The sequence below is a fragment of the Qipengyuania seohaensis genome (genome assembly GCF_002795865.1).
GTDB classification, from domain to species: domain Bacteria; phylum Pseudomonadota; class Alphaproteobacteria; order Sphingomonadales; family Sphingomonadaceae; genus Qipengyuania; species Qipengyuania seohaensis.
Map to the genome: position 1 here is coordinate 1,945,118 of NZ_CP024920.1, position 21,538 is coordinate 1,966,655.

The 21,538-nt window shown below is 60.4% G+C and carries 13 protein-coding genes; 8 read left to right on the top strand and 5 right to left on the bottom strand.

All coding sequences use genetic code 11. The annotated features are described in order from the left end of the window. Window positions 1-58: 58 nt before the first annotated feature. A complete protein-coding gene (locus tag CVE41_RS09615; protein WP_100260446.1) occupies window positions 59-2,533 on the bottom strand; it encodes a TonB-dependent receptor in 2,475 nt (824 codons plus the stop codon). A gap of 179 nt (window positions 2,534-2,712) precedes the next feature. On the opposite strand from CVE41_RS09615, the gene CVE41_RS09620 reads away from it, so the two are divergent. The 8 genes from CVE41_RS09620 to CVE41_RS09655 all read left to right on the top strand — a co-directional run bounded on the left by CVE41_RS09620 (window position 2,713) and on the right by CVE41_RS09655 (window position 15,812). Next, on the top strand, window positions 2,713-4,047 hold the full coding sequence (locus CVE41_RS09620; RefSeq protein ID WP_100260447.1) for an MFS transporter: 1,335 nt from the start codon (window positions 2,713-2,715) through the stop codon (window positions 4,045-4,047). Between the two features lie 14 nt (window positions 4,048-4,061). Then, on the top strand, window positions 4,062-5,087 hold the full coding sequence (locus tag CVE41_RS09625) for a LacI family DNA-binding transcriptional regulator (protein WP_100260448.1): 1,026 nt from the start codon (window positions 4,062-4,064) through the stop codon (window positions 5,085-5,087). A gap of 542 nt (window positions 5,088-5,629) precedes the next feature. Then, a complete protein-coding gene (locus tag CVE41_RS09630) occupies window positions 5,630-6,826 on the top strand; it encodes an acyl-CoA dehydrogenase family protein (protein WP_100261474.1) in 1,197 nt (398 codons plus the stop codon). Window positions 6,827-6,854: 28 nt separating this feature from the next. After that, the gene (locus CVE41_RS09635) at window positions 6,855-7,985 is read left to right on the top strand and encodes an acyl-CoA dehydrogenase family protein (protein ID WP_100260449.1); all 1,131 of its coding nucleotides are present in this window, start codon (window positions 6,855-6,857) and stop codon (window positions 7,983-7,985) included. Between the two features lie 210 nt (window positions 7,986-8,195). Beyond that, window positions 8,196-9,881 (top strand): BCCT family transporter, encoded by a 1,686-nt coding sequence (locus CVE41_RS09640; RefSeq protein WP_100260450.1) that lies wholly within the window; start codon window positions 8,196-8,198, stop codon window positions 9,879-9,881. Between the two features lie 359 nt (window positions 9,882-10,240). After that, on the top strand, window positions 10,241-12,889 hold the full coding sequence (locus CVE41_RS09645; RefSeq protein WP_100260451.1) for a TonB-dependent receptor: 2,649 nt from the start codon (window positions 10,241-10,243) through the stop codon (window positions 12,887-12,889). 80 nt (window positions 12,890-12,969) lie between these two features. Continuing rightward, the gene (locus CVE41_RS09650; protein WP_100260452.1) at window positions 12,970-14,937 is read left to right on the top strand and encodes a tetratricopeptide repeat-containing sulfotransferase family protein; all 1,968 of its coding nucleotides are present in this window, start codon (window positions 12,970-12,972) and stop codon (window positions 14,935-14,937) included. A 14-nt stretch (window positions 14,938-14,951) separates the two neighbouring features. Continuing rightward, window positions 14,952-15,812 (top strand): aldose 1-epimerase, encoded by an 861-nt coding sequence (locus CVE41_RS09655; protein WP_157799471.1) that lies wholly within the window; start codon window positions 14,952-14,954, stop codon window positions 15,810-15,812. On the opposite strand, the gene galK is transcribed toward CVE41_RS09655, so the two are convergent. From galK to CVE41_RS09675, 4 genes are read right to left on the bottom strand one after another with little or no spacing between them, the layout of a single operon-like run. Next, window positions 15,809-16,876, bottom strand: coding sequence for a galactokinase (galK, locus tag CVE41_RS09660; RefSeq protein ID WP_198507644.1), 1,068 nt, complete (start codon window positions 16,874-16,876; stop codon window positions 15,809-15,811). The two genes, CVE41_RS09655 and galK, sit on opposite strands and share 4 nt — an antisense overlap. A gap of 11 nt (window positions 16,877-16,887) precedes the next feature. Further along, on the bottom strand, window positions 16,888-17,895 hold the full coding sequence (locus CVE41_RS09665; protein WP_100260455.1) for a UDP-glucose--hexose-1-phosphate uridylyltransferase: 1,008 nt from the start codon (window positions 17,893-17,895) through the stop codon (window positions 16,888-16,890). Further along, window positions 17,892-19,994: an alpha-galactosidase gene (locus tag CVE41_RS09670; protein WP_100260456.1), complete on the bottom strand. Its 2,103-nt coding sequence runs from the start codon at window positions 19,992-19,994 to the stop codon at window positions 17,892-17,894. Before CVE41_RS09670 ends, CVE41_RS09665 begins: the two co-directional genes overlap by 4 nt. Then, window positions 19,991-21,484 (bottom strand): SLC5 family protein, encoded by a 1,494-nt coding sequence (locus CVE41_RS09675; protein ID WP_100260457.1) that lies wholly within the window; start codon window positions 21,482-21,484, stop codon window positions 19,991-19,993. Before CVE41_RS09675 ends, CVE41_RS09670 begins: the two co-directional genes overlap by 4 nt. Between the last annotated feature and the right edge of the window lie 54 nt (window positions 21,485-21,538).

Here is a 21,538-nt window from a genome sequence, read left to right on the forward strand (position 1 = left end):
TGGCCGGCGAACCAGGAAGGATCGGTTCGCCGGCCAGTCTATCTGATCGAAGGGAAGATCAGAAATCGATGCGAACCGAGGCCGTCAGCGTCCGGCCCGCAATCGACCTTGCGCGCACGATGCCGTTGCCAGGGATCGAACCTTCTTCGGCTTCGGTGTAGCCGAATTGGTCGAACAGATTGTTAGCGTTCAGCGACACTTCCAGACGCTCGAGCGGGCGGAATGCCAGGAAAGCGTTGACTTGCGTATAGGCTGGAAGAACAAGCTCGTTGCTGTCCTGCGTAAAGCTCTCGGTCGTGCCGATCAGGTTGAAACCGGCAGTCATGAAATCATTCTCGTATTGAGCGGTGCCCTGATAAACGAAGTCGGCCTGCCTGCGCGGCGTGTTCCCGATAACCGCCGCGTTGAGCGCGTCCACGATTTCGGAGTCGGTGTAGGTAGCACCGCCGGAAACCGAGAACGGACCGAAGGAATAGCTGCCTTCCAGTTCGAGGCCTATCGCCTCGTACTTGTTGTCGGTCAGCTGAAGCGGCGCGATCTCGACATTGGTTTCAGCAGTTTTCGCAAAGAACGCCGTGCCGTAGAGCCTGAGGCCGCCGGCCTGATACTTCACGCCTCCTTCGAGCTGGTCGACTTCGGCTATCACGCCGCTGTCGTCGCCGCCGGGAAGGCTGCCGTCCAGCGTGCTTACGGCTGGCGAGAACAGGCTGCGGTCAGCCGTGTGGCGGCCACCCTGGCTGTAGCGGGCGAAGACCGAAAGATCATCGGTCACAAGGTAGTTCGCGCCGAGCGAGAAGCTGAAGTAATCGAAGTCGTAATTGACCGGGCGCGAATTGCCGAGCGGCAGTGCCGCGGTCGAAGCTTCTGCCGGGCTGATCGTGCCATCATTGTCGAAATCGAAGCTGGTAATGCCGTTGCCGTAACCGCTGTCCGAACCGGTGATCGAGCCATCAGCGCTGCCGTAATCATAGCGGATGCTGGCATCCAGGGTCAGGGCACCGCTTTCGAACGACAGCGAAGCAAAGGGCGCATAGGTGTCGTAACGAACATCGTAATTGCGGCGGCAGCAATTGCCGAAGAAGCTGGCGCTGTAGCCTACGACACCATTCTGCGTGACGGTGTCGCCGCTTGCATCGACGATATCCACCAGCACCGAATTACCGTCACCCTCGACCGTCTGCACGTGCGAGGTCCACAACCAGTCGGTGTCGACATTCTGACGGCTGGCATAGAAACCGCCGGTGAAGGTCAGAGATCCGCCACCTACGTCGAAATCGCGGGCAATGCGAAGATCGTTTGCGATCAGGCCGAGATCGTTCAGGCGAGTGTTGAAGTTGACGATGTTCGTCAGCAATCCGTTGCCGCCGATGGAGGACGCCGTAGCGGTCTCCCCGGCATTGGGACCCGTCGCGAAGACGATCGTCGAGCCTGCCCCGCCGATGGCGTCGGCAACCTCCTGCGCGTCGCCTGCACTGGCCGGGAACGGCGAGAGGAAAGCACCGGAATTATCCGAGTAACGGAAGCGGTTTGTGGCCGTCCATCCGGGCGCGAATTCGATTTCCGCCTCGACCCCGAAGGCTTTCGACTTCACCGCAAGTCCGTCGTGGAAGTCGTAGACCGCCGGATTGTTGCTGCCATCGAGCGTCGCCACATTGTTGATGTAGCGGCTGTAGAGAGCATCGTCGCGCGGATCGAAATTGGCGATCGCCTGATAGTCGGGATCAGAGTTGCTGCCACCGACGAAGACGGGCTGCGGCAGGATCGTGGGCGTCTTGTCGTCCAAATATTTGCCGAAGAAGCGGATGTAGCCGCCATCGAATTCCTGCGTCAGGTTCGCCCGGATCTGGCCGCCGTTGCTGCCGTTGTATCCGATGTCGCGCGGGCCTTCACCCGTGCGATAGAACCCGCCTACATGGAAATAGGTGTCGTCGCCAAGCGGGGCACCGTAATCGAAGTCGAGCCGATAGGTTTCATGGTCGAGCCCGATCGAGCCGACGACCGCGCCGCCCTGCTGCTGACCGGTCTTCGACACGAAGTTGATGATGCCGCCAGGCGAATTGGAAGCGAAGGTCGAGGCCGAACCGCCGCGGACAGCTTCGACGCGGCCAACATTGCGATCGGCACGAACGAAGTTGTCCGAGTTGCCGAATATGATGTCGCCGAACTCGAGAACCGGAAGTCCGTCCTCCTGCAGCTGGATATATCGCGCACCGCCGGTCGACACGGGGATGCCGCGCACCGCGATATTGGCGTTGCCTTCACCGCCCGACGCTTCGGAGCGGATGCCAGGAATCTGGCGAACGAGGTCGGCGGCCGAGCGCGGGTTCACATCTGCAATGGATTCGGCGTCCAGCACGCTCAGTGAAACCGAACTTTCGAGGCGATTTTGCGCGCGCGCCACCCCGGTCACGATGATTACTTCATCTTCCAGAACCGGATCGCCATCCGCGGCAGGTGCCGCGTCTTGCGCATAGGCGTTGGTCGATAGGGCCGAAAGGGCAACGCCCACGGCCAGAACTGCACGAAACTTCATGGCATCCACTCCTTATCCCAAGATCGTGAAGCTCTGTCGGCCCACGATTCGCTATAAGGCATAAGGCGACTGCAAACGTTTGCAATAGATTTTTGCAAACGTTTGCAAAAAGCCGGGATTCGTGTCAGTCGATGGAAGGGAGCTGGCTTCAGATTTGCCGGGAAAGAGGATTGGAAGGTATGCAAAGCATCGCAAAACCGCGGCTTTCGCTGTTGCGAATCATCGAAATGAACATCGGCTTTTTCGGCCTGCAGTTCAGTTTCGGGCTGCAGCAGGCGAACATGGGACCAATTTATGGCTTCCTTGGCGCAGAAGAGGCGACCATGCCCTTGCTCTGGCTGGCGGGACCGATGACCGGTTTGCTGGTGCAGCCAATTATCGGCGCGATGAGCGACCGCACTTCCTCGCGTTTTGGCAGGCGCACTCCTTACTTCCTGATCGGCGCGATCATCTGTTCGATCAGCCTGTTCCTGATGCCCTATTCCAGCACGCTCTGGATGGCGGCCAGCCTGCTGTGGATCCTCGATGCGGGCAACAACATCACGATGGAGCCTTACCGCGCCTACGTCGCCGACCGCCTCGTGCCCGGCCAGCGTTCGGTCGGCTTCCTGACCCAAAGCGCCTTCACCGGACTGGCGCAGACCCTGTCCTATCTCGCCCCCACCTTGCTCACGAGTTTTGTTGCGCGCGACGTGCTGGATGCCAACGGCATTCCAGTGGTGGTGAAGATCGCCTTCATCATCGGCGCGATCCTGTCGATCAGCACGATTGCGTGGTCGGTCTGGCGCGTGCCCGAACTGCCGATGACCGACGAAGAGAAAGCCAGCCTGGCCGACAAGCCGCTGACCCCTGCGGCGACGCTGTCCGATATCGCCGCGGCGATCCGCGAAATGCCCAAGGCGATGCGCCAGCTCTCGCTCGCCATGCTGTGCCAATGGTACGCCATGTTCGCTTATTGGCAGTATATCACCTTCGCCGTCGGACGCTCGCTTTACGATACCTCCGACCCGTCCAGCGCGGCGTTCCGCGATGCGACACTTACGACGCAGCAGGCCGGGGCGCTGTATAACTTCATCGCTTTCCTGGGGGCGCTGCTCCTCATTCCGGTCGTCAGGAAACTGGGCGCGCGGCTGACCCACGCCTTCTGCCTTACAGCCTCGGGCATAGCCATGCTGCTGATCCCGGGCATCGAGACTCCGGCCTCGCTGTTTGTCCTCATGCTCGGCATCGGGATCGGTTGGGCCGGCATGATGGGCAACACCTACGTCATGCTTGCCGACGCGATCCCGCCCGAACGCAACGGGATTTACATGGGCATCTTCAACATGTTCATCGTGATCCCGATGCTGATCCAGACACTGACCATGCCGCTGTTCTACGGACCGCTGCTGGGCGGCGATCCGCGCAATGTGCTGCTGCTTGGCGGAGGCCTCATGATCCTGGGGGCGATCGCCACCATGTTCGTCGATGCGGGACGTCCGGTGCCAAAGGTGATGCAGCCGAAGGCAGGTTGAGCTAGGAGGCAGTCATGCCCGTAGATCGCAAGCCCGACGACCGCCCCGTTCGCACGATCACCGATCTCGCGAAACTGGCCGGTGTGTCGCCGGGCACCGTCTCCCGCGCCCTTTCCGGCAACAGCCTGGTCAACGCGAAGACGCGCGAGAAGATCGAGGCCATCGCGCGCGAGCACGGCTTCCGCCCAAACCAGATGGCCAGCCGTTTGCGGCGCCAGAAAACCGGCGTCATCGGCGTCATCATTCCGCTCGGCCACGAGCAGAAGCAGCAGGTCTCCGACACCTTCTTCCTTACCCTGCTCGGTCATCTCGCCGACGAGCTGACCGAAAAGGGCTACGACCTCATGCTGCGCCGTGTGGTGCCGGCAAGCGACGAGGACTGGCTCGATCCCTTCATCGGATCGGGCATGATCGACGGAGTCATCGTGGTGGGCCAGTCGGACCAGTTCGATCACCTCGAAGAAGTGGCCGACGGGTACCGGCCGATGGTGGTCTGGGGCCAGCACCGCGAAGGACAGCGCCATTGCGTCGTCGGATCGGACAATTTGCTCGGCGGAAAGCTTGCAATGCAAAGGCTGGTGGCTGCGGGCGCGAAACGACTGGCATTCGTCGGCGACGCCAACGCGCCGGAATTCGCGGCTCGTTTTTCCGGGGCAAGACAGGTGGCGCGATCCTTCGGGCTGGATCTTGCCGAGCTGCCGGCCCATCTTGCGACTTCGGGTATGACAAGCGAGATCGCCGCTCTGATGGAAGAGGCAGCTGGCAAGTTCGATGGTCTTTTCGCCGCGACCGACCTGCTTGCGCTGGCGTGCCTCGGCGAACTGCGCAAGCTTGGCCGAGACGTTCCGGGCGACATGAAGCTGGTCGGCTTCGACGATCTGCCGATCGCCCAGCAAACGGCGCCACCGTTGACCACGATACGGCAGGATATCGCGGGCGGCGCCCACGCCATCGTCCAACTGCTATTGAGGCGAATTGCAGGCGAAGAAACCGAAAGCATCGTCATGCCGCCCACGCTTATCGCTCGGGGTACTGCTTGACCGGAAGGACTGTTGCATTTCCTGATCGGACATGGCGCAGCGGCAAGCGTCAACACCTATCCAGAGGTAAAGTTTGGCATCATAGCAGAGCTCAGTGCCCGGCTCTTCTTCGTCAGCTGATCGGCCAGCGTGAAAGCATTACTGCGGTTATATAGTGGTAATTGGTCGAACGATCTAAGCGCGCTCGGTTCAGCGCTGCGCGTTGTCAGCTTCCGTAGGTTTTTCGGCCAAGACCAGACCGGCGGCAAACGGCCCCATTCCAGTCATTGGGCAAGGCCAGGCCGCAAGGCAGCTATGAGGCTTGCCGTTCGTCCGCACTGGCCGGGTGGCAAACCCTCACGACCTGACCTCAGCATGCGGAGGGGATCGCTGCGCCCATCGAAGACAAGTTGCGATTAGACTGACAGCACCGCCGGTCACCACTTCTACCTGCAAGTTCAGCTTTGTCATGCACGCGCGGATTTTTGCGCTTGGGGCTTTCGGCCAGGCGCTACGCGTGGCAGGTAGCCATGCGTGCAATGATCCCCGTGGAGACTGGTCCGATGAATCTAGAGTTCACCGCCGAAGAACTGGCGTTTCGAGATGAGGTGCGATCCTTCATCGAAGAAAACTATCCCAAGCATCTGGGCGATGCCGGAATGCGCGAGGACATGTCGCCCGAAGACATGGTCGCGTGGCACAAGATCCTGGGCGAGAAGGGCTGGTCGGTTCCGTCGTGGCCTGAACAACACGGAGGCACCAATTGGACGCCTACGCAGCGGTATATCTGGCTGGAAGAAAACGCGCGCGTGAATGCTTTCATGCCGCTTCCCTTCGGCGTTTCCATGGTCGGCCCGGTGATCTACACTTTCGGCAGCGAGGAACAGAAGGAACGCCACCTGCCCGGCATTCGCAGCGGGGACGTGTGGTGGTGCCAGGGTTACAGCGAACCGGGTGCAGGTTCCGACCTCGCCTCGCTCAAGACCACGGCCGTGCGTGACGGCGATCATTATGTCATCAACGGGCAGAAGACCTGGACCACGCTGGCGCAATATGCGGACTGGGGCTTCTTCCTCTGCCGGACCGATCCCGACGCGGCGAAGCCTCAGGAAGGCATCAGCTTCATCCTGATCGACATGAAGACGCCTGGTGTCGAAGTCCGCCCGATCAAGCTGATCGACGGCGGATACGAGGTCAACGAGACCTGGTTGACGGACGTCCGAGTGCCGGTCGAAAACCTGGTCGGGGAAGAAAACAAGGGCTGGACCTACGCCAAGTTCCTTCTTGCGCACGAACGCAGCGGAATTGCCGGTGTGGCGCGCTCCAAGCGTGCTGTCGAAAAGCTTCGCGAGATTGCCGGCAAGGAACTGCTGGACGGCGAGCCGCTGATCGAAGACCTCGATTTCGCTCGCAAGGTGAGCCAGCTCGAAATCGACCTCGCCGCGCTAGAAATCACCGAACTGCGCACCCTCGCAGGTGAGCAGGCGGGCAAGGGTCCGGGGCCGGAAAGCTCGATCCTCAAGATCAAGGGGACCGAAATCCAGCAGCGCCTTACCGAACTGACGCTGGAAGCCGTCGGCAACTACGGCGCGCCGATGTACGGCCAGATCGACGATGCGGGCTCGAACCAGTATCCGATCGGACCGGAATACGCGCAGCATTCCGCCGCGACCTATTTCAACATGCGCAAGACCTCGATCTATGGCGGGTCGAACGAAATCCAGCGCAACATCATCACGAAAATGATCCTCGGCCTTTAAGGCTGGCGGCGTCACGCGGAGAGACACAGTGGACTTCAATTTCACCGAAGAACAAGAAATGGTGCGCGACGGGCTGTCGAGGCTGGTGCGCGAGCAATACGATTGGGACACGCGGCGCGGCGCGGTCGAAAGCGACGCTGGCTGGCGTCCCGAGATCTGGGCGCAGCTGGCCGAGCTGGGTATTCTGGGGATGCCGTTTTCCGAAGAAGACGGCGGCTTTGGTGGCGGCGCCGTCGATGCGATGATCGTGATGGAAGAGTTCGGCAAAGGTCTGGTTGTCGAGCCGTTCCTGCCGACGGTCGTTTGCGCCGGCGGCTTCCTCAAGCATGCAGGCACGGATGCGCAGAAGGAAGAGCATATCGGCGGCATTGTCGATGGCAGCCGGGTCTATGCTTTTGCCTATGCCGAACCGCGCGGTCGCTATGATCTTGCCGATCTGCAGACCACGGCGAAAAAGGACGGCGACGGCTATGTCCTGAACGGTCACAAGGCGGTCGTGGTCGGTGCCCCCTGGGCGTCGCACCTGGTGGTGACCGCGCGCACCTCGGGCGAACATCGCGACCGCGACGGTGTCTCGGTATTCGTCGTCGCGAACGATGCAAAGGGCGTTGTCAGGCGCGATTACCCGACCGTCGACGGACGTCGCGCTTCGGAAGTCTATTTCGAGAACGTTTCGGTTCCCGCCGACGCACTGATCGGAGAAGAAGGCGGCGCGCTGCCTTTGGTCGAACGGGTAGCGGACGAAGCTGTCGCAGCCCTGTGCGCCGAGGCATGCGGCGCGATGAAGGTGGCCCATGCCATGACCGTCGACTATTCGCGCCAGCGCAAGCAGTTCGGCGTTCCTATCGGCAAGTTCCAGGTCTTGCAGCACCGCATGGTGGACATGTTCACCGAGTATGAGCAGTCGGTTTCCATGACCTATCTGGCGACGCTCAAGCTCGATGCGCCGGAGAAAGAACGCAAGCGTACTGCCTCTGCCGCGAAAGTGCGCATTGGCCAGGCAGCGCGTTTCGTCGGGCAGGAAGCCATCCAGATTCACGGCGGCATGGGTATGACCGATGAACTGGCTATCGGCAGCTATTTCAAGCGTTTGACGATACTGAATGCTGAATTTGGCGATGTCGATCACCACATGAAACGTCACATCGCGCTGGCCTGATAATTGGCGGAATGAACGTGATGCGGCGGCGGCACTTCACTGTGCTGCCGCCGCTTTTCATTTGAGCCAGCCACACCACCATTCGGGGGCCGAATTTGCATTGTCGCGCTGTCTGCCTATGCTGCAGCCGGATCTGAGAGCGCCCTATTGCTGGGCGAACTGACTGCAAATAAGCGCACTGCGCCAATCTAGCGAGCCACCCCCAGGATCATGGATCAACCAAGCGACGCACCCATCGCGCCCCCTATTGTCGAGCTACCCATCAGGACTGCAAAAAAGGGATTCTACGATGGTTTCAGTCGTGCTGTAACGATCCCTTCCAAGATCATCGTATCGCTTTTGATCATGTGGGCGATTTTCTTTCCGGTTAGCGCCAACGAGACGCTGACGGCGGCAAACTCCACCATCATCGCGGCGTTTGCCGGCTGGTATGTCTACCTTGTCGCGGCACTGGTCGTGGTCTGCTTTGTAGTTGCGGTAGTTCCCCAATCGGGGCGCTTGCGGATCGGGGCTGCGGACGAAAAGCCGGAATTCGGCAGGTTCTCCTGGTTCGCCATGCTGTTCGGGGCAGGGATCGGGATCGGCATGCTCACCTATTCCACCGGCGAACCGCTGGCGCATTTTTCCAACAATCCGGAGATAATTCGCGGAGCCATCCAAGGGCAGACGGCCGAGGCCGTGCGCTCGGCGTATCTCTATACCTTCCTCCACTGGGGCTTTGCCGCCTGGGGAAGCTACGCTCTTGTGGGTCTCGCCATTGCCTATGTGTCCTATCGCCGCGGACTGCCGCTCACGATACGATCCGCCCTGGTCCCGCTGTTTGGGCGGGTCCTCTCCGGCGCGGCGGGGCATGTGGTGGATATCGTGGCGGTTGTCGCGACCATCCTTGGCGTTGCCGTCACCATGGGGTTGGGGGTCGAGCAATTTGTCGCCGGCTTGGCGCGGCTCGGTATGGGTGACTGGTTGCTCGATGCCGACGGTTCGTCGTCTGCCTTAGCGGTCATCGTGGCGTTGCTGATACTTGTCGGCGCTTCCACGATAAGCGCCCTGTCCGGTGTGGGGCGCGGGATCAAATGGCTCTCGAACCTTAACATGGCGCTATCCTTCATGCTGCTTGCGCTGTTCGTGGTAGTGGGATCGGGCCTGTTCGGTCTCGAATTGCTCGGTGTGGGACTCTACGATTACCTGCGCACGCTTATTCCCGCCTCGCTGACGCTATACCCAGGCGGTGACACAGAAGTCGGCCAAGCTCTGGTGCAGTGGCAGCTCGACTGGTCCGTCTTCTACTGGGCATGGTGGATCGCATTCGCGCCCTTCGTGGGAATGTTCATCGCCCGGATCTCGCGGGGACGGACGGTGCGGGAGTATGTGTTCGGCGTCGTCCTGGTTCCATCGCTCATGTGTTTCGTCTGGATGACGCTGGTCGGCGGCACGGCGATCGACCTCGAACTGAGCGGGGAGGCCGGGGGACGCATTCTGGAAACCGGCATTTCGGACCAGCTTTACGCGACGCTGGCGGTCCTGCTGGATCCGGCGATCGCAGGTATTGTATCGGGCCTCGTGGTCATTCTCCTGATGACCTACCTCGTGACTTCGGCGGACAGTGCGATCCTGATCGTAAACACGATCAATGGCGCTGGCGAAACCGACGGCGAGCGGCGTCACCATATTATTTTCTGGGGTGCCGCATTGGCATTTGTCGTCGGCAGCATGCTCATCCTTGGCGGTATCGACGCCATTCGCATCACGATGATCATCGGGGCATTGCCGTTCTCGTTCGTGGTCGCACTGATGGCGATCGCGATTGTGAAGGCGATAATTTTCGACCTGATCCGCAAACATCACGGCGTGCCGACGACAAGCGAAGGGTGCGCGGCCTTGCCGTCTGCAGAATAGGGAAAAGAAGCGAACGGCACTTTTGGGGCCGACCCGCAGTCGAAAAATAAGTATACTTGTCCATAATTTGGTAATTTTTCCACATTTCAAGTGAAAATATCGCTATGACTTGAGTGATTGATATTTACTTGACCTACATTTGCGTAGTATTTGACTCCGAGTGATGGGTGTGAGGTAATTGCAACACCCCTTTATTCATTCCGAGATTCCCGAGGTTTGACGGTGGCCGGGCCAATATTAGGTTGCTAACCGCAATCTGTTGCGTGTTTCATTCAACGGATGCGCAGGAATTTCAACGCGACCCCGATTTTGGACTGGTCGCGTCTCGGTTCGCATTGAAACTAGGGGGCAATTCCGACATGAAAAAACTTGCAAGCGGCGTTTCTGCCGGTGCGATGGCGATTGCCATGGCCGCGCCTGCAATGGCGCAGGACACGCAGCCGGCGCCCAAGGCGCGTACAGGCGGTGTGGATGTCATCATCGTCACGGCGCAAAAGCGCAGCGAGGACCTGCAGGACGTTCCGGTGTCCGTCTCGGCCATAGGCGCTGAGGCGCTCAATGAACTGAATATCGACACGTTCGAAGACTATCTCGAACAGCTTCCGACAGTGACGGCAGGTGGCAGCGGACCCGGCCAGAGCACAATCTACATTCGTGGTCTCGCATCGACCACGCCGAACCTGACCACTGCCGGCGTTGCAGGCCTCGCTCCGAACGTGGCGCTTTACCTCGACGAACAGCCGCTGGCACAGCCCGGCCGTAACCTCGATGTCTACGCCGCCGACCTCGAGCGGATCGAGGTTTTGTCCGGGCCTCAAGGTTCGCTCTTCGGTGCAAGTTCGCAGGCTGGCGTGGTGCGTCTGATTACGGCGAAGCCCGATCTTGCAGGTTTCTCTGCCCGTGCAGCGGGTGGCGTGTCCTTCACCAAGGGTGGGGAGATGAGCCACAAGGCCGAAGTGATGCTCAACGTCCCGTTGACCGACACGATCGCCGTACGTGGTGTGGCGTTCTACGACGACCAAGGCGGCTATATCGACAATGTGATCGGCATTCGCGACCTGAGCGAAAGCGCTCGGTTCCGCGAAGCAGGCACGGTGCGTTCAAATGGCGTCCCGGTCAGCGATCTTCGCGAAGGCTTCCAGGCCGGTGCGAACCTCGACGATGTGACTTTTCTGAAGGCCGACAATGCCGCGCTGATCGAAGAAAACTTCAACGACACGCGCTATTCCGGTTTCCGCGCGACGGCACTGTGGGAAGTGACGCCCGATTGGAAGCTCACTCTCGCACATTCGCGCCAGAGCCTCGACAGCGACGGCGTGTTCTTCGCCGATCCCGACCTCGACGGCCTGGACGATCTCGAAATCCAGCGTTTCGAGGAAGATCGCCTCGAAGACGATTTCTCAAACACCAGCTGGACGATCGAAGGCCGCCTCGCGACGCTCGATCTTGTTTACACCGGGGCCTATACTGACCGTTCGACCGACCAGCGCGTGGACTACACCGACTATCTCTTCGTCGGCCAGTACCTGCCCTATTACATTTGCGACGGTTCGGTCACCTATCCCGGCGACAGCGATCCCAGCGGCGTGTGTCAGCCGCCGAACCTTTATGTAAGTTCGGTCAGCAGCACCAAGGTGTTCACCAACGAGTTCCGCTTCAGCACGGATGCCGACGCGCCCGTGCGTACCACTGGGGGCCTGTTCTTCTCGGATCTCGAACTGGAAGAGCGCAACGACTTCGCCTACCCGGGCAATGTCGCAGCCGCACCGTTCGGTGATTTCAAGCCGAACTTCCCGTTCCCGGGCTTCAACACCGATCCGGGACCTTTCCCGGCCGATACGATCTTCCGGAACGACATTCGTCGCACCGACAAGCAGTTCGGCATCTTCGGCGAAACCACGGTCGATATCGTACCGGACCTTCTCTCGGTCACCGGCGGCATTCGCTATTACAACGTCCGCGTGGACTTCGAAGGCAGCGCCAATGCGTCCTTCTGCAACAGTTTCAGCGCGGAAGACCAGAACGCCTTCGGCACGAACATCTCAGATCTGTACGACGGTGACGGAAGCTTCACCTTCATCGGTTCGTGCAGCGCGGACCTGCGACAGACTTTCACGCTCAGCGATAGTATCGCAGATATCCAGGCTGCAGGGCTGAGCGCGACGCAGGCCCAGCAGGTCTTCAACGCAGTCCGCGCTCCGGACGAAGCGAAGGCCGAAGGGGTGATCTACAAGGGGACGGTCAATGTAACACCGTCCGAAGACCTCCTGTTCTACGCCACCTATTCCGAGGGCTTCCGTCCGGGCCTGCTGAACCGTCCCGGTGGGGCAACGAACGGCGCAGGTTTCACAGTGCCATTCGAACTGCAGACCGACGAAGTTGCGAACTACGAGCTCGGATGGAAGATGGATCTGCTGGAGGGTCAGCTGCGCTTCAACGGCAGCGCCTTCTACGTGGACATCAGCAATCTGCAGACCACGATCTTCGATCCCTCGATCACCAATCTGTTCTTCTCGGCCAATGCGGCCAACGCAGAGATTCGCGGTGTCGAAGCCGATTTCACCGTGGCGCCTTACAGCGTGCCGGGTCTGACTGTTGCCGGCGCTTTCTCGGTCCTCGACACCGAGATTACCGAAGTGCTCATCCCGACCAATGACGTCGTTGTCGGTTCCGATCTTGCGTTCGCCCCGTCCTTCCAGGGCAATCTGCGCGTACGCTACGAATGGGATCTCGGTGACAGTCTGGAAGCCTATATCCAGCCGCAGGTCTCGCATTCGGCGAACAAGTTCACCGATGTGATCGAGATCAACAAGCTTGAACTCGACAGCTATACCATCGTCGATCTTGCTGCGGGTATCCGTACGCAGAGCGGCTGGAATTTCGAAGTGTTCGCCGACAACCTCAATGACGAGAGGGCCCAGATTTCGGGTAATTACGTCAACGACCGTCCGCGTATCTCGACCAATCGTCCCCGTACGATCGGGCTGCGGGTCTCTTTCGATTACTGATCGAACCTTGATCTGAAAGATCGAACGGCGGGGGCGAGCTTGGGTTCGCCTCCGCCGTTCTTCTTTGTTAGGGAATCACCATGAGCTCTCGCGAAGAACAGCTGGCACTGGCCCAGTCGGCTATGCAGGCTGGCGATTTCCGGCGTGGTCTGGAATTGGCACAGGCCGCGATTGCCGATCAAGCCGGCGATGGCGAAGCCTTGTACATGGCAGCGGTGGCTTCCCGCTATCTCGACCATGATACAGATGCGGCGGACTATCTGTCCCGACTGCACGAGGCGATGCCGGAGTATGGCCGCGCCTGGCAGGAAGAGGGGCACCTGGCCCGTAAAGCGGGCGACCTGCCTGTGGCGATTGCCGCTTATCGCAAGGCTACAAGGTACAACCCCGCGCTGGAGGCAAGCTGGCGGGCGCTGGCTGAATTGCTGGTGACCAATGGAAACGAGAGCGATGCGCGAATTGCAGCGATGCAGGCGCGAAGGATCTCCGAACTTCCACGCGAACTGGTTGCCGTAACTCACCATTTACACGAAGGTCGGCTGCTGCGTGCAGAGGAAATCTGCCGTCATTACCTGCGCAGGAATCCGCGCGATGTCGAAGGCATGCGCTTGCTAGCCCAGATCGGGATAAAGCTCGGGGTGCTCGACGATGCCGAGTTCCTGCTCGAGAGCGCAGTGGCCTTCGATCCGGAGAGTATCCAGTTGCGGCTGGATCATATCGATGCGCTGCGACGTCGCCAGAAATTCGACCGCGCGCGCGAGGAAGCAGAGGCCCTGCACAGCCGGGATCCGGACAACCCGCTGTTCCAGTCGCATCTCGCCATCGAGAGCATGCAGACCGGCAATTACGAACGCGCATTCGAACTATTCGACGAGGTTCTCGAAAAGCTGCCGAATGATGTCGCAACCCTGACAAGCAAGGGGCACGCACTCAAGACGACCGGTGCTAGCGATGATGCCGTCGCCAGCTATCGCAAGGCTATCGCTGCCAAACCCGATCATGGCGACGCCTGGTATGCCCTTGCAAATCTCAAGACCTATCGCTTCGCAGACGAAGAAGTGGAGGCGATGCGTGCGCAGTTGAACCAAGGCGGGCTTGCGTTCATGGACCGGGTTCACCTGTGCTTTTCCCTTGGGAAGGCGTTGGAAGATCGCAAGGAACATGCCGATGCCTTCGTCTACTATGAGCGGGGCAACGACCTGAAGCGCGCGCAGACCCGTTACAGCGCCGATGCCATGAGCGAGGAGCTCGCCAGGCAACGCGAGGTTTGCACTGCCGAACTCTTCGCCAAGAATGAGGGACAGGGCTTTTCAGCGCCCGACCCCATCTTCATCCTCGGCCTGCCGCGAGCGGGATCGACACTGCTCGAGCAGATTTTGGCAAGCCATTCGCAAGTCGACGGCACTCTCGAGCTTCCCAACATCCTCTCGCTCGCTCACCGCTTGCGGGGCCGCAAAGCCGGAGAGTCGCTGTATCCGGCTATCCTGCACGATCTGACCCCCGAACAATTGAGCGATTTCGGCGAAGCATTCATCGAGGATACGCGTGTGCACCGTCAGGGCGCGCCGTTCTTCATCGACAAGATGCCGAACAATTTCCGCCATATCGGGCTCATCCATCTGATGCTGCCCAATGCGAAAATCATCGACGCACGGCGGGCACCGATGGATTGCTGCTTTTCCGGTTTCAAGCAGCTGTTCGCAGAAGGGCAGGAATTTACGTACGGTCTCAAGGAGATCGGTCAGTATTATGCCGACTATGTTCGCTTGATGGATCATTGGGACGAAGTCCTTCCGGGAAAGGTCCTGCGGGTACAGCACGAGGATGTCCTGGACGACCTCGAAGGTGAGGTCCGACGGATGCTGGACTATCTCGAACTGCCGTTCGAGGAGACGTGCCTGACCTTCCACGAAACAGAGAGAGCGGTGCGTACGGCAAGCAGCGAACAGGTGCGTAGGCCGATCAACCGCAGCGGTCAGGACGCGTGGAAACCATTCGAGCCATGGTTGGGCGAGCTGAAATCCGCGCTGGGCGGATTGGCAGGCTGATTGGGAAAGCGGTGATGATCGACCTTGCGTTCGGCGACTATGCGCTCTCGATCAACCCGGAAGTGGGCGGCAGCTTGTCTGCTTTCCGGTGGCGCGGTCTGGATGTCATGCGACCTGCCGAGGGCACGAGCGTCCTCGATAGCTCCTGCTTCCCGCTCGTACCGTTTTCAAATCGTATCGCAGGATCGCGGTTCGAGTTTGGCGGGAAGGACATACTACTCGAACCCAACCACCCCAGCGCGCCGCATGAACCGGTACTGCACGGTTATGGCTGGACCTCGGGCTGGAGCGTCCTCGAAGCTAGCTCGCATCGGGCGCTTATCGGGTTCCGTTACCCAGGAGCCGACTGGCCATGGCCTTTCACTGCGAACGCCGCGTACGAGCTCGATGGAAACGGCCTAAAGGCATCACTCACGGTCACGAATGAGGGCGACAGTCCCATGCCTGCGGGATTGGGCTTTCACCCGTATTTCCCACGCACTTCGCAGACTGTTTATCGCGGTTACCATAGCGGCGAATGGCAAGTAGACGACGCTTGCCTTCCGCGCGCCTTGTCTAAGCGTGAAAAGCCTTGTGATTGGTGGGCCGGGAAACCGGTCGGCACGCGTTTGGTCGATACCGTTTACGCGGGTCGTAGTGGACCTTTGCAGATCCAATGGCCCGAGAGTGATATTGCGGCAGTCATTTCCCCTGATGACGATCTGGGATGCACCACCATATACGTACCGGCAGGCGAAGACTTCTTCTGTGTCGAACCGGTCAGCCATGCGACCGATGCCATTCATGGGCAGGCCGGGCAGCCTGCGATGCGAGCCCTGATGCCGGGTGAGGTATGGACCGTCTCGATGTCTATAGAGGTGCGAAGCCTTAGCTAGAACACCGGCCGGACCGGACGATCCAATGCCTTTTCAAGATCGGGAAGGGCGGCGCGGTCCAGAACGATAACTACCGAACCACCGAAACCCGCGCCGGTCATTCTGGCAGCTCCGCGTCCGTCCAAAATGGCGTCGACAGCATCGACAAGCCGGTCAACCTCTGGAACGCTGACTTCGAAAAGGTCTCGCAGGGACGCATGGCCCTCGCGCAGGATCGAAGTCATGGCGTCAAGATCTGATTCGGCGATGGCTTGTGTCGCACGCCTGACGCGCGAGATTTCCTCGACGACGTGAAGGGCGCGCTTGAATTCCATCTCGTTCAGTGCCGCGCCGTCCAGCGAGGCACGGTCGGCATCGCGAAGGCTCGCGATGCCAAGCTTGCGTGCGGCCGTCTCGCATTGCTCGCGCCGTAAGTTGTATTCTCCGTCGACCAAGCCCCTCGTTACGCCGCTGTCGACTATCGCGACCGACCAGTGCGAAGGCAGTTCGAATTGTTGGCACGCCAGGTCGCGGCAATCGAGGAGAAGGGCCTTTCCCGTTTCCCCAGCTGCCACTGCCATCTGGTCCATGATGCCGCAAGCAACGCCTGCCCATTCGTGCTCGGTCCGCTGGGCTGCCTTGGCGAGCGAGGCGGGATCGTATTGGCGGCCAAGCGCATCACCCAAGGCGCGGCCGAGAGCCACGCAGAAGGATGCAGAGGAGGAGAGGCCGGAACCGCGCGGCAGATTGCCGTGCACGAGCAAGTCAATCCCGGTGCCGGGTGGAGGGGATAATTCGGCAGCCATCCCCCGGACGTAGGATCGCCAGTCGAGGACAGGCGGCCTCGGTGGTCGCGGGGCAGCGAACCGGTCGCTTTCGTCAAGGTCCGCAGCGCGAATGACGATCTCGCCGTGATCGGCGCGCGCCCATGCAACAGCTGTTCCCTCTCGCACGGGCATGGGCAGGACCAGCCCGTCGTTATAGTCGACGTGCTCTCCGATAAGGTTCACCCGGCCCGGTACGAAAACAGTACCTTCGGCAGCATTGCCGAAGCTTGCCGCGAACTCCCGTGCTGTCTCTTGCATCAAGGTATCGCTCATCGCAATTCGGCCCTGATCCGCTCGGCTGCAGCTTCCGGCGTCAGATCGCGCTGTGTCTCGCCAAGCAGCTCGAACCCGACCATGTGCTTGCGAATATCTGCCGACCGCAGAAGTGGCGGATAGAAGTGCGCGTGCAGACGCCAGTGTGCACAATCGGCACCCAGTCCATGGGGTGCGCCGTGCCACCCCATCGAGTAGGGGAAATCGGTGTCGAAAAGCCTGTCGTAGGCAGGCAGAAGCGTGCCGAGAATATCGGCCAGGGCCGACCGACCCTCTTCGCGGATATCTTCTAGCCGGCGGAAATCACCGCGCGCGACCAGCAAGGTCTCGAAGGGCCATGCCGCCCAATGAGGGACAATTGCGATCCAGTGCTCGTTGTGAGCGATCAGGCGCTTTCCATCACCCAATTCACGCCGTGCGACTTCGCCGAGAAGAGTATCGCCGCAATTCTCGTAATAATTGCGCTGACGTTCGTTTTCGCGCTGAACGATCGTGGGCAAGAAATCGCTGGCCCAAACCTGTCCGTGCGGATGCGGAGAAGAAGCGCCCATCATGGCGCCCTTGTTTTCGAATATCTGGACGTTTGCCCAGCGCGATCCGAGGTCGTCCGACAGATCGCACCAGGTATCGACAACCGCGCGCCGACCCTCGCCAGTCATGCGGGCAAGCGTGGCCGAGTGGTCGGGCGAATAACAGATAACCCGTGCTTCGCCGCGCGCCGGCTCTTCCACGAAAAGCTGATCTCCCGCCCTTTCGCTACTTTCGTCGAGAAGGGCAGGAAAGTCGTTGGGAAAGACGTATGTATCGCCATAGTCAGGATTGGCCGTGCCACCGCTTCGCTCGTTTCCGGGACACAGGTAGCAATCGGGCTCATGCGCGGGGCGGTTGTGGATGCCATCATTCTTGCGCTCTCCCTGCCATGGGCGCGCCATGCGCTGCGGGGACACAAGAACATACTCGCCGGTCAGCAGGTTCATCCGCCGATGGGGCTGTGTCTCGGTCATGCCGCCTCCAAGTGGAAGATTGCCGCGCTTTCAACGGTCAGTGCGGGGAGGGGCAGTCCGGCGCCGGCCAGCCAGGAACCGCTAAACGTGCGCGCGGTCTGTTTCATCGCATCGATTGCCTTGCCATTTCGTGCAGCCAGAACATGTTTTCTCCCAACCTGTTCGAGCAGTCTTACCCGCCAGTCGCGCCCCGCAGTGAACGGAAGTACAAGGGGGGCATCGCGCCGTTCGTGGGACATCTGCGTGCGTGCAATCCAGAGGATGTACTCGCGGCCGTCGCCCTGCGCTTGCCACAGAACGCCGTGAGGCCCTTCGCCGAGCAACGTTTCTCCCCCATGGGTGATGCCTCGCCACCGTTTGTAGAAGTCGATCCAGGCAGCAATTTCCTTGCGATCAGACGTACCGAGGGCATCCGGATCGAGTTCGACGCCGAAATGGCCCTGCAAAGCTATTGCGGCGCGGAAATCGAGTGATTGCGAGCGCCCCGTCGCATGGCTTGGCGACGCGCCGATGTGCGCGCCCATCAGTTCCGGCGGCATGAAGGCAGTGAACGCACGCTGCATCGGGATGCGCGCCAGGGCGTCGATATTGTCGCTTGTCCAGAACCGGTGGGTAAATTCTGCGATGTCCGCATCGATCCGTCCACCTCCGGCCGCGCAACTTTCGATCTCGACATCGGGATGAGCGTTCCTGATCCGCGTCAGAAGGTCGTAAGTGCCAAGCGTCTGTGCGGAGCCACCTGCTGGCGCGTGGGCTCTGTTGTGATCCCATTTGAGATAGGAAATCGGGGTGGATGACAAAAGCCGGTCGAGCGCCTCGAAAAGGTAGTCGCGAACCTCTGGCAGTCGCATGTCCAGCACGAGTTGATGACGCGCGGTCGGACCCGGATCTTTGCGCCTTCCCAGCGCCCAGTCGGGATGGGCGCGGAACAGGTCGCTGTTCGGGCTGACCATTTCCGGTTCCACCCAGAGGCCGAATTCCATGCCGAGATTCCGAACATATTCGGCCAGGGGTGCCAGGCCTCGGGGGTACTTGTTCGCATCCGGTGTCCAGTCGCCCAGACCTGCCCGGTCGTCGTTTCGCCCCTTGAACCACCCATCGTCGAGGACGAAGCGTTCGACACCGATGCTGGCAGCCGCACGCGCCAAATCCTTCATCCGCGCTTCGTCATGCGCGAAATAGCAGGCTTCCCAGCTATTCAGGTGAACCGGTCGCGGCCGCATCGTGCCGCCTGGCCATTCGAGAATGGAACGGACCATCGCGTGTTGCTGGGCAGCGGTTCCATTGCGGCCCGACCGGGAAATCGCGACCATCAGCCTGGGTGTGCGATGGCTGTCGCCCGGGGCCAACGTGATTTCGCCCGGCGCATTTATCGCTTCGGCTGATAGCAGCCACACGCCGTCATCATGTCGCTCGATGGCGATGCGGGTGTCCCCCGACCACGCGAGTTGCGCAGAAATTGCCAGGCCCGAATGCCAGCCGGACGCATCGCAAAGTATCTGGCACGCTGGCGGTCCCCCGTGACCGGTCAGCCCCTCGCGCGTCTCCCGCTGACAGCCATGCGAGGGCATCGGCTCGATGCATTCATCGAACTCGGCCGCATGTCGGCCACGCCAGGAGACGATGCGCTCGGCGCTGGGCGGGAGAGGCAGGATTGCACTGGCCAGCGAGGAGACGATGAGAGGATTGGTTCCGTTGTTCGCGACCTCGGTTTCTATAGTGATGCCGGTCGCCAGCTTCGAAAAACGCAGCAGGCAGGTCACTTCTTCGACTTCGTCGGTACAAGCGAGCTCGATGCGGTCGCTTGCGACTGTCGCTTCAAACTTGCTGAAAGCCAGATCCACGCCCCGCAAGTCCTGTCGAACAAGCCTCACAGCGGAAGGTCCGAACCATCCGGGTCCGCCGACTGGCAGGACCGGGAGCGCAAGCGGTTCGTCCATCGAAAAGGTCGTTGCGCCAAGAAGGTCGCGCGCAGGCGGCAGGCTGCCCGGATCCAGCCGCTCGCCAAAATGACGCCATGCGAAGCCGCCCTTCGGCAGGCGTTCGATCACCAGGCTCCATTCATCGCCGTGAAGGTCCAGGAGGTCTGCGTCGTTCATGCCTGTGCGGAAACTTCGCTCTTGCCGCGGAAAAGGGAAAGGCCAAGCCATTCCGCCCTCCGTCCCAGAACGAACCTGTTGAAACCGAGCGCCGCGAGAACCGACGTTAACAGGGTGACCACCATGAAGTCGATGTAGTGGATACCAACCGCCTCGGAAAAGCCGGCGTTGAACGTGAACAGACCGTACAGCGAAATGCCCCAGACCACGCCGGCGATCGCGGAGCGCGCAGCTACGTTGCGGAACAGCAGCCCGACAATGAAGGCCGACAGGATCGGCATGGAAGAGAGGCCATTCAACTGCTGGAGGAGGTTGATGATGCTTTCCGCATTCTGGAACAGCGGAACCATGATCATGGCAAGGACGGTCGCGACCATGCTCATCGCTGCGCCAAGCTTCCAGTGGTTCTTCACCTCGCCAACGAAACGCTCGTGGAAATCGACCGAATAGAGCGCGACGGTGGAGTTGAGGACGGCGCTGAAAGTGGTGATGACTGCGGCCGCGACCATCGCTGCGAATGCACCGGAAAGCCAGCTCGGCAGGACCTCGGCAACAAGGCGGCCATAGGCGGCATCGCCAACGTCCCCGAACAGTTTGTAGGCGACCACGCCCGGTATCACTACGATCGGAGGGACCACGAGAATGCGCACCGCGGCCGCTGCAAAGACACCCTTCTGCGCCTCTTTCACGGTGGGGGCTGCCATCGCCTTTTGCGTGATGTTCTGGTTGGTCGACCAGTAGAATATCTGGATGAATGCCATGCCGGTGAAGAGCGTGTGGAACGGGATCGGGCTGTCGGCGCTGCCCACCATGCTCAGCCTTTCCGGCGGAACGCCCGTGACTATGTCGAAATCCACCGCAGCCAGCGCGAGGAATACGATGACGAGGGCCAGAAACAGGATGCCGATGCCGGAGAAGGTGTCCATTACCGCGACAGCCCTTAGCCCGCCGAAAATCGTGTAGGCCGCCCCGATCACCGCCAGGCCGAAGGAGAACGCCAGCAGCGGCACATTCGCGCCGAACAACGATTGCAGGAAAAGCCCGCCCGAATAGAGCGCGGCCGGCAGATAGATCAGCAGATTTCCGACGATGAAGATCGCCGAAATAAGCGTTCGGATCGAGCGCCCGTCATAACGTCTTTCCAGCAGTTCGGTGACAGTGGTGCAGTTATAACGATAGTAAAGCGGCACGAAGACGAAGGCGAGCGTCATGAGGCCGACGAAGCCTGCTATCTCCCACCAGGCCAGCAGCAACATCTGGTTGCCGTTCATCCCGACAAGCTGGTCGGTGGACAAGTTTGTCAGCGTAATCGCACCAGCAACGAATACCCAGCTCAGGCCCTTGCCAGCGAGGAAGACATCCTTCTCGGATCCGTCGTGCTTGGCGCTCCTGACCTTCCACCATGTCAGCACTGCCACGAGCGCTGTCAGGCCTGCAAAGACCGCGAGCTGCCCCGCATTTGCGAAATCCGATGTATCGCCGAACACCATTCCCTCCCGAATAGGCTGGCATCCATCGCATATTCGGCGATAGACGCAAGCGCA